The organism is Pseudomaricurvus alkylphenolicus (assembly GCF_011683955.1).
Taxonomy (GTDB): domain Bacteria; phylum Pseudomonadota; class Gammaproteobacteria; order Pseudomonadales; family Cellvibrionaceae; genus Pseudomaricurvus; species Pseudomaricurvus alkylphenolicus.
In genome coordinates this window covers 1-9444 of sequence record NZ_JAAQPI010000043.1, presented here as the reverse complement: position 1 = coordinate 9444, position 9444 = coordinate 1, and the positions used below count along the sequence as shown (strand labels likewise).

Here is a 9444-nt window from a genome sequence, read left to right as displayed (position 1 = left end):
GCCTTGACCGGAAAACACCGGATGAGGTTTACTTCAATACAACGCCGCTTTCCCTGGTGGCTTAAACCTTGGCGTGGATCCACTTATAGAATGGGGATGAGCTGTTCAAAGGAAGGGGGCCAGCTCTCTGGGTAGAACTCATTCCCAGCGGTTCCATAATATTTTTTTCGGCAAACTCGCTGAAGCTGAGTTTGTCAGGGTTGGCGCGTTCAACAATCAGTCCCAGCGTGGCAATGCCGATATTGGAGTATTGCCGCTCTTCACCGACCTTTTTGGTCCAGGTGGGGATGCCGCCCACCATGGCCTGTTTGGATTTGGAAAACTTGTCGCGCAGCACTTCATCTAGTGGACGCGTGTTACCAAAAATACTGCCAGCTGCGTCGCCACCCAATCCGGAGGTGTGAACCATCAGGTGAAAAACTGTAATCTCACCGCCACCCAATGGGTTCTGTACTTCAAAGGGCAGGTATTTGTTGATTGGATCATCAAGGCTGATTACGCCACGTTCCACCAATTGCATAATGGCAACACCAGTATAGGTTTTGCCCATGGAACCGGAGCGGAATACCGTATCCGGTGTTACGGGGTTTTTTGAGGCTGCATCTGCATAACCGTAGGCACCTTCCAAAATCACTTCGCCATGGCGAGCCAAGGCTATATTCAAACCCGGGACATCAATCTCCTGAAGATACTCGGGCAAGTAGGCATTCAGGCCACGAATTAATGCTTTATCTCGTTGGTTGGCACTTTCATGCACAATGGAGGTGGTAGGTATTTCTGCCGCCACTAATGGAAGTGCCAGCATGCCAGCCAATAACGCGATAAGATGAGTATTTGATTTTTTAAATATTTGCTTGTCCATGTATTCAATAATTTAGGGCAATTTAATGGTGCCAACGCCATCGTGAATTTCGATCTCGGTACCAAAGTCTTTGGAAAGCCTTACCATCTTATTCAGCATACTGTCGGCCCGTTTGCCGGTGAGTTGATAGGGCTGTTGCAGTTCTTTTCCTTCACCCGCTACTGGATAGAGCGTAATTTCAGTGACTTTTTCTTTGGTCATTTTCAGGCGAGCGATGTAGTTATCCACCCAGTCCGGCTGGGTTAAACTAAAGATCAGATGGCTCAGGGAATAGAGCACCGGCTTGCCTTTATAAATTTCGATAGCGCGAGGGAAGTGGGGGTGGTGGCCGAGAATCATATCGGCACCGGCATCGATCATTTCATGGGCAAATTCAACAGCGGCAGGATGCAGGCTTTGACCCGCTTCTGCACCCCCAGTCATATGATAAATACCCCAATGGAAGGAGAGAGCAACCAGATCCACATTGGGTTTTAATTGTTCGATATCCTGTTTAATCAAATAGGGATCCAGCGGCATAACACCGGGTCTGCCCGGAGCGGCATAACTGTCGGTACCATTATTTTCCGTTTGGGTATAGGCGAGAATACCAATACGAATCCCTTCTTTTTCCAGAATGACTGGCTGCCGTGCATGGTCTAGATCCTTGCCACCACCCATGTATTTGATGCCGGCACCGTCCAGAGTTTCCATGGTGTCGCGCAGTCCCTGGCGGCTGGCATCCAGCATATGATTATTTGCCAGGGATACCACATCGACCCCGCCGTATGTCAGTCCTTCCACAAAGGCGGTGGGCGTTTTAAACACGCCGGACATCTCGGCGGTATCGGAGAGCGGCGACTCCAGATTGGCAAAGGTAAAGTCAGCATCGCCCAGCAATGGAGCAATCTTTTGGAAGGGGTAGAGCGCGCGTTCGCTTGGGCTATTAAATTCAATATCCAAAGGCTCAGCGGTAAAATGATGAGCCAGCATATCGGCAGTGGCGTTCTTGCCCACCAACGCCTTGGCACCCGCATCCAGTATCTGGTAAGTAGTGGAATTGTCCGCTTTCATCTGTTCATAGCGGTCGTATGACATTAATTTAGGGATAGGTGTCCAACCAGATGTTTTGCCATATGGTTCCTTAATTACAAATGTATTCAGGAAAAATCCTCGAACATCGACACCGGACCATTCGATATCACCGGCCACCATCATATCTATTGTGGCCTCCTCTTCCGCATAACTAGCCAACGGACTAAAAATGGCCGCCACCACGGCTATTGCTTTACAAACCTTGTTCACTGAGTCACTCCCACTAAGATAATACTCACCGGCAATCTGCCTGGTACTTTGAAATTCCAGAGCCGATAAGGTTATACAATCCCTTGCCGCTTGACTGTGCAGTTATGCACGAAAAATTTCCATATCAGCACAATTACTGTTACTCTGAACAGCGTGAGTTTGCTAAAAAGTTTCGAGGTCAAGCCGTGGCTCGCCATAATCACTCAACCACCAAAACCCTAAACACCTCCTCTTTCCTGGACCCCAAGCTGACCAGCTATGAGTTTTGGCGTAAGCAGTTGGGGCAGTACAAACTGGCGGAAAACCACAGCGGATTAGCCAGCAGCAGTTATCGCGCCCTGGTTTCAGAGGGTTTGTTTAAAGGGGTATTCGATATTTTTGAGCGTGCTGGAAGTTATGTAATGGTCAATACCCGCGGCGCCATCCCCAATCCGGTTCGCATGACTTATCGAGCAGAAGAGGACTTTATCTATCTGCGGGTGCTGCCCCAATCCAATTCAGTGCTGGTGAAAAGAGGTGACAGCGAATTCCTGAGCCTGAGTACTGGCGTCCATATCACCCGGCTCCGGGCAGGTGAGGAAATTACCTGGATCTCGCAACCGGGAGAAAACATCTCCAAGCTCTCGGCCTCTATGGCTATGAACAAATTGGAATCCTTGTTTGATCAGCCTTTCGATCGTTTCCCCAGGGCACTAAAAAGCCTCTGCACAGAGGGCAATGATGACGGAATAGATAATCTTCTACTCCCCATCTCCCAGGATGTGGAGAAGTGCTTTATGGCAATTCTGCACAGCGATCACTTGCAATCGAGCTGGGGCACCAAAGTTCATGGCATTTTCCTGCAGCTAATGGCCGGAGTCTGGGACACCCTGCTACTGGAAGAGGAACGCAACCAGCCTGGCCACCAAAAACCGTTGCGCGAAGGGTATTTTATTGAACGTGCAAAGCTGCACATGCTGGAACACCTACACAAACCGCTGACTCTTACGGAGGTGGCCGCAGAAGTAGGGACCAATCGCAACAAACTGAATCAGGGGCTGCAGCAGGCGTATGGTCAGAGCTTTTTCCAAATGCTGACGGAGCTGCGAATGGAACGCGCCAAGCTGCTGCTGGAAAACTCAAAGGAATTAACCATTACGGAAATTTCAGGTCGAATTGGCTATGCCAACCCCGCGGCATTTACCCGCGCATTTAGGGGACATTTCAGTATCACTCCTTCGGAATTTCGTGAGAAATAGAGCAGATCAACTGAATAATATCAATCAAACTGTTTCTGCTTCCACAGAAACAGCCCCACCCCCAACACAATTAAACTGATCAATAACGCAGCAAATGCGCCACTCACCATAAATTCAAAAAAACGCAAATTCATAACTGTTATCTCAAAACCATTTCGCGGCTAAAGCCGCTCCTACCAAATCACCCTGTAGGAGCGGCTTCAGCCGCGAACGTTTAAAAATTTACTGTTCAGTGGACAAACCCATATCAACATCGTGAGGCAACTCGGCACCCATCAGATGCTCAAGGAAGTACCGTTGAGTCAGACGCTGAAAATAAGGTTTACCCATAATGAGGTGTTCCACATTAGGCATCATCAACATATCAAACTGCTTACCAGCTTTGATTAAGGCATCGGCAACACGCATGGTCATTGCAGGGTGAACGTTCTCGTCCATTTCACCGTGTGCCAACAGCAGCTTGCCTTTCAAGTTGGCGGCGTTTTTGCCCACAAATACTTTGTCGTAATCCACCTTATCCAGCTTACCGTGGAAAATCTCACCCCACGTACGGATATAGGATCGCTGCTCGTGGTTACCAGCACTGGAGACACCAACTTTATAAAAGTCCGGGTAATCCATCAGCGCGTGAGCCGTCGCAAATCCACCACCGGAGGAGCCAAACATGCCAACCCGATCAATATCCATCCACGGACGAGTCTTAGCCAACTCCTTAATACCGTTAACGTGGTCCTCCATATAACCAACTTTATCCATGTTGTTATAGCTCAAGTCCATAAAGGCTTTAGAGCGCCAGGGTGTTCCACGGCCATCCATCATCACCACCACAAATCCGAGCTGAGCCAATGCTTGAGCATCACCAGCTAGACTGCCGGGAGGGAATGCCGATACAAACGCTTTAGGCGCCCAGGCCATCTGAGGACCTGGATAGTAAAACTCAATAACGGGATAACGCTTATTGTTATCAAAGTCGCGCGGTTTTAGGATTACGCCATAGAGGTCGTACTTACCATCAGCCGATTTCACGGTAAAGGATTCCGGCTTTGTGAATTCTGGCAGTTGTGATACATCCTCTTTAGCCAGCTCAACAATCGCCTTGCCATTGCTGTCACGTAGCGTCCAGCTACCAACCTGATCCGGGTAAGTAAGGTAATCTACAAAGTATTTACCTGATGGTGAAATGACGTGCGGCATATAATCCCCCCACCTCGCCATCAATGCCGAATAAGACTTTAGATTGTGGTGACCAGCTTCAGGAGTCAGCAGTTTTTTGCCGGAGCCATCCAGTTTCACTCGATAGAGCTTATTAAACAAAACGTCTTCGCTTTTATTTTCACCAGAACCGGATACAAGCAACTCACCAGCCGCTTCGTTTACATACAGAATATCCCTGACCAACCAATCACCAGAAGTCAGCGCATACTTCTCTTCTCCGGTTTTTCCGTCGAGCAAATAGAGATGACCCCATCCACTCTTTTCTGAAAACCAGATAACATCACCGTTCTCAAGAACTCGTACATTGGGTTGCGAAGAGAATTGCGCATTCGCGAAAATAACGGTTTCACTACGCTCTTCAATTAGCATACGAACCTGCCCGGTACTGCTGTCTACAAATGAGAATTTCAGGAAACCATTGTCAGACTGCTCATCCAGCATATAAAGCTGCTGACCATCAGCGCTCCAAGTGATATGCCCTTTGGCCAAGGCAGGCATCAAAGTGCTGGGCAATGCTGGGTAGTCCAGCTCAGTTCGGGTTCCCTTTTCGATATCATAAATAAAGTATTTCGCCAACGACGGTTGATCGCCTACCAGATCAAAATGATAACTGTGTAATTTAGGACGATAAGAACCATCTTCCGGTATTGATTGAACCAAATGCATTTCAGGCACATGACGTTCATCTAACTGGTAGCTAATAAATTTGCTACCGTCCGGTGACCACAAAATACCGACTGGATTTTTTACACCGTAGCGGCGCATGGTGATTTCGTGAGCACTGGATTCTGGTGTTTTGCCATATCCCCAGGAGCGTTCACCATCGGTGGTCAATGCGCGCTCTTCACCACTGACGTTATCTCTTAACCACAGGTTAAAATCACGACTAAATACAGCGTACTTACCATTTGGCGATGGTACGGAGGTAGGGTCAACACCCTCTGGCGCCGACACTTTGTCACACTTGGCCGCCGACAGATCACAACTCAACGCTTGCTGGCCGCTAACCACCGTATAATTGTTAGCATCTAGCCGGGTCAGCATCTGAATTGGCAATGCATCCGCAGACACCTCAGTCTCCAGTGCCGCGGCAATGGCATCAGCCATTACTTGATGATCGAAGAGCGGAGAAATATTTCCGGTCGCACTTTCAACCAGGCGGAATTCAGTTTTACCTGGCAGCTGATGCTTGTAGTACAACGAGCTGCCATCATCGATCCAATGATAAGCAATATTATTATTCAGGATCAGGCCGTTGCTTGCGGCTGATAGAAATTTGTCAGCCCGCGCAAAATCTTCATTAGTAATTACAGGCTTAACAGCCTCGATACTTGCTGAAGCCTGCTGAAGTTGCTCTACGGAGCAGCCTGCAACCAAGGAGCTAATCACCAGCAGTGATGCCAATTGAGTTTGTATCTTCACTTTCCGTCCTCAGGTAAATGCTTTGTAACTCTTTATTAACGGTTGTTATTGTTGGCATCCAATCATTTTCCAAATCAAATACCAGCAAAAATAGGTATTGCGGGGTTACCGTAGGGTTAACAACCCAATGGTAATAATCCGCAATTTTAAATTAACTGTAGGAGCGGCTTTAGCCGCGAATCTTTATTGTTCGCGGCTAAAGCCGCTCCTACAGAGTCTCATCGTTTTAGTGCACCTCGACCGCTTTTTGGGTCGGGTCAATAATCGGCATGGGGCGATCCGGGTCGAGTCCTGCCTCTTGCTTTTCCTTGCGCACAATCTGACGCACATCTTCCAACAGCTGTTTGGCGTCGTAGACAATGCCGTCTTTAATGGTCCAGCGCACACCACCGATGGATTCAATACGGCCAAGGTCATCGTTCAGGCGGAAGGTGCCGGTACCGTAAAGTACTTTCAGGTTGTGAACCGGGTTCTCGTCCACCACCAAAAGATCGGCTTTTTTGCCTACCTCTACGGTGCCGATATCTTTGCTCATCCCTGCCAATTCAGCACCGATTTTGGTGGCGGAGCGGATCACTTCCAGCGGGTGGAAACCCGCCTCCTGCATCATCTCCATCTCCTGAACCATGGCAAAACCGTAGGTGATATAGCCGTAACCAGCATCAGTACCAATAGCCACCTTGCCGCCTTTGTTTTTGTAATCATTCAGGAACTGCATCCAGATCTTGAAGTTATTCTTCCACTCAATTTCGTCTTCCGGTGTCCAGTCAAACCAGTTGGAAGCATGGGCGTAGCGGCTGGGACGGTAGAAATTCCACAAGTTGGGCGTGGTGTACTCATCGTGCCACTCAAGACGCATAGCGCGTTTTACATCCCGGTTAGGGCTGTAGATCACCAGCGTCGGGCTCAGCACAAAGTCGCGCTCAATCAGGGTAGCGATGGTGTTGTTCCAGGTTTCGGAGCCAGGTTTGGCCGCCTGCTTCCACAACCGGCCAGCCTGACCAAAACGATCCTGCTCATTGTTGTAAATATAATTCTTGGGGTAGTCCTGAATCACCTTGTCTTCAAACATCGCCTCTGGCAGCCCGTACCAGTGCTCCATGGCATCCAGGCCACGAGCAGAGGTATCCAGCACATTGGCATCAATGACATCAACCTGTGCATGATGCATGGTTGTATGCAGACCTATCTTCTCCGCCTCATCCAGCGCCGCAAACAGCACCTCTTCAGAGGCACCCAAAAACTTCACGCCGTCAGCGCCCTTTTTCTTCAAATCGCGAATGCGCTTACGAGCCTCTTTGGGTGTATTGTAAGCACCCAAGGGCCATACCGAGTCTTCCGCCTTAAAGTCAAAAATAGGATTGATCAGGAATCGCGGCGCTGCCACTTCATTGCGATTACTCATCTCGCGTAACTTGATGCCCCAGTCTTCCCCGCTACCACCCACTGTCCGCACCGTGGTAATTCCATGGGCAAGCCAGAGCTTGAACATATACTCCAGTGATACCCCCGAAGGCCAGTTTCCACCATGAATGTGAGCGTGGCTGTTGATCAACCCCGGCAGTATGAATTTGCCATGTACATCGATTTCACGATCCCCTTTGGCGGGGCGTACAGCAGGGTTGATAGGTACTCCGGGACGGCCAACATTGCGAACTTCAGTAATACGATCATTCTCAATAACTATATCCACCGGTCCCTGGGCCGGCGCACCAGTGCCGTCTAACAGGTAACCTCCGCGCAATACCAGGCGTTGGAAGTGACCTTCGCCTTCCATCCGGGGCGGGATTTTTTCTTTCTCAAATCCGGTCATTGCCCATGCCGGCAAACTCATTCCCAGCACGGCCATCACAATACAAGCCGCTGTTGCAAGCACGGCCGCCGGGCACCTGGTGATGTCTTGTCTTTTCATACTCTTCCTACCTGCCATTCAAATCGACCGACCCACAACATCGCTTATGTGCCGAAATCCACTTGAATGATTGTAAAGCTGAGTATTGAGTAAATCTTTGCCGGAGCGCAGAAAAGTTATGAGACCTGCACAAATCTGTGTAAATCTAGGTAAAGTGAACGGCAGACAATTGCCCTACAGCTACTTCCGAAGTTTGACTGCGTCCACCCGCTCCGGGTGAAGTCTTGCCTGTTTGGGCGACACGCCAAAGCGCTGATGAAAGGCGGAGATCATACTGTTGACGTAGCCGTATCCTACCTGGTGGGCGACTTCGGTAACGGACAGAGCGGTACTTTGCAAAAGTATCCAGGCTCTCTGGAGCCGAGCCTCTTTCGCAAACTGCGCCACGGTGCAATCAAACATCTGTTTGAAACCTTGATTAAGAAGGTTGCGATTGAGGCCAACTTGTTTTGCCAATTCATTCAGGCCGGGAGGCTCGGCGACCTGCTGCAGGATAAGGTCTTTGGCATCCAGTAGCGCTCGCATGTGCTGATCACTAAAAGCCAGGGATTGTGTATTACTGCCGTCACTATATTCAACCAGCATCTGTGTCAACAAAAGCTGAGTCTGCGCCCTCAAATACACCAGCAGCTCCCCCCCTTGTAGCTGGGGGTTAAAAAGTTTCTCCACCAACTTAGAAATAGCAGGTGTTATGGGGAAATCCTTAACTTCCGACAACGCCAACAGCGAATCAGGGTAGAAACGGGTAAATGAATCTCCCTCTGACTCTGCCAGCCCCAGAAACGGCAGCAACGCCAAGGGACGGATTTGCAGCAACACCGAACTGAAATGAGGGGATTTCTGATCAGTGAAAGCATTGTATAACATGCCTTGGTTAAGGCGTGCGACTGTGACTGCGTTAGGCGCTTCGACAACAGATTTCTCACCATAGCCTACCTTGAGTTCACCCAACACCGGCAGCCGTATAAATAGCATATCCCGGGGCAATAACATTGCCATAGGCCCGGGTAGCGCTAGAGACAGATCATACCTATGCGTCGCCATAGAAATGGCCACCCCCTCAGCCAGTTCAATGACAGACACCACACTCTGCAAAGATGGAGATTCAACTTGTACGCGAACACCGGCCCCGGCGGCAATCAAGTCAATGGACTGAATGGATTTATCATTTTCAGGCTCTAAGCCCCAGTTATAACCATCCACCAACTCCCTGCAACGGGAGAGGGTGGCCTTTGGCGGCTCGGGCGCGGGTTTGGTAGAAGGCCTGTAACTCATCAGGCTATCTGACCATATTTCTATTCAATGAGTCCAGAGTCTGTCTGGCTCTGTTGCAAAACGCATTTTTGATGACGAGAAATCAAGGCGTATCTTCCCCTGGCGGAGCTATGCCGCGAGAGAGTAAAACTGGTCAATATCGGAGGCCGTCGTCACAGAATTTTGACAGAGCTGACCTTTTTTGATCATCCGATAAAGTTCGAATCCGGCTAAGGTTTTCTGTGCACTATGGAAAT

The 9444-nt window shown here is 49.4% G+C and carries 6 protein-coding genes; 1 reads left to right on the top strand and 5 read right to left on the bottom strand.

Going from position 1 to position 9444, the window contains the following annotated elements; all coding sequences use genetic code 11:
• Positions 1–61: 61 nt before the first annotated feature.
• Together HBA55_RS36875 and HBA55_RS36870 are read right to left on the bottom strand one after the other, a co-directional pair.
• Positions 62–862, bottom strand: a complete 801-nt coding sequence (locus HBA55_RS36875) for a serine hydrolase domain-containing protein (RefSeq protein WP_167001191.1) — start codon at positions 860–862, stop codon at positions 62–64.
• A gap of 12 nt (positions 863–874) precedes the next feature.
• On the bottom strand, positions 875–2146 hold the full coding sequence (locus tag HBA55_RS36870) for a CapA family protein (RefSeq protein WP_167001189.1): 1272 nt from the start codon (positions 2144–2146) through the stop codon (positions 875–877).
• Between the two features lie 185 nt (positions 2147–2331).
• Between HBA55_RS36870 and HBA55_RS38145 the strand changes: the two genes are divergently transcribed.
• Positions 2332–3384 carry a helix-turn-helix domain-containing protein gene (locus tag HBA55_RS38145; RefSeq protein WP_167001187.1) on the top strand — a complete coding sequence of 351 codons (1053 nt, stop codon included), beginning with the start codon at positions 2332–2334 and terminating at the stop codon, positions 3382–3384.
• A gap of 222 nt (positions 3385–3606) precedes the next feature.
• On the opposite strand, the gene HBA55_RS36860 is transcribed toward HBA55_RS38145, so the two are convergent.
• From HBA55_RS36860 to HBA55_RS36850, 3 genes are all read right to left on the bottom strand, one after another.
• On the bottom strand, positions 3607–6021 hold the full coding sequence (locus HBA55_RS36860; RefSeq protein ID WP_167001185.1) for a DPP IV N-terminal domain-containing protein: 2415 nt from the start codon (positions 6019–6021) through the stop codon (positions 3607–3609).
• Positions 6022–6247: 226 nt separating this feature from the next.
• Positions 6248–7933: an amidohydrolase family protein gene (locus HBA55_RS36855; protein ID WP_240946483.1), complete on the bottom strand. Its 1686-nt coding sequence runs from the start codon at positions 7931–7933 to the stop codon at positions 6248–6250.
• Positions 7934–8113: 180 nt separating this feature from the next.
• On the bottom strand, positions 8114–9208 hold the full coding sequence (locus HBA55_RS36850; protein ID WP_167001183.1) for a helix-turn-helix transcriptional regulator: 1095 nt from the start codon (positions 9206–9208) through the stop codon (positions 8114–8116).
• Positions 9209–9444: the final 236 nt, after the last annotated feature.

Excerpts from the sequence above, each read along its gene's own strand:
- HBA55_RS36855 (WP_240946483.1), bottom strand. The coding sequence starts at position 7,933 with ATGAAAAGACAAGACATCACCAGGTGCCCGGCGGCCGTGCTTGCAACA.
- HBA55_RS36875 (WP_167001191.1), bottom strand. The coding sequence starts at position 862 with ATGGACAAGCAAATATTTAAAAAATCAAATACTCATCTTATCGCGTTA.
- HBA55_RS36850 (WP_167001183.1), bottom strand. The coding sequence starts at position 9,208 with ATGAGTTACAGGCCTTCTACCAAACCCGCGCCCGAGCCGCCAAAGGCC.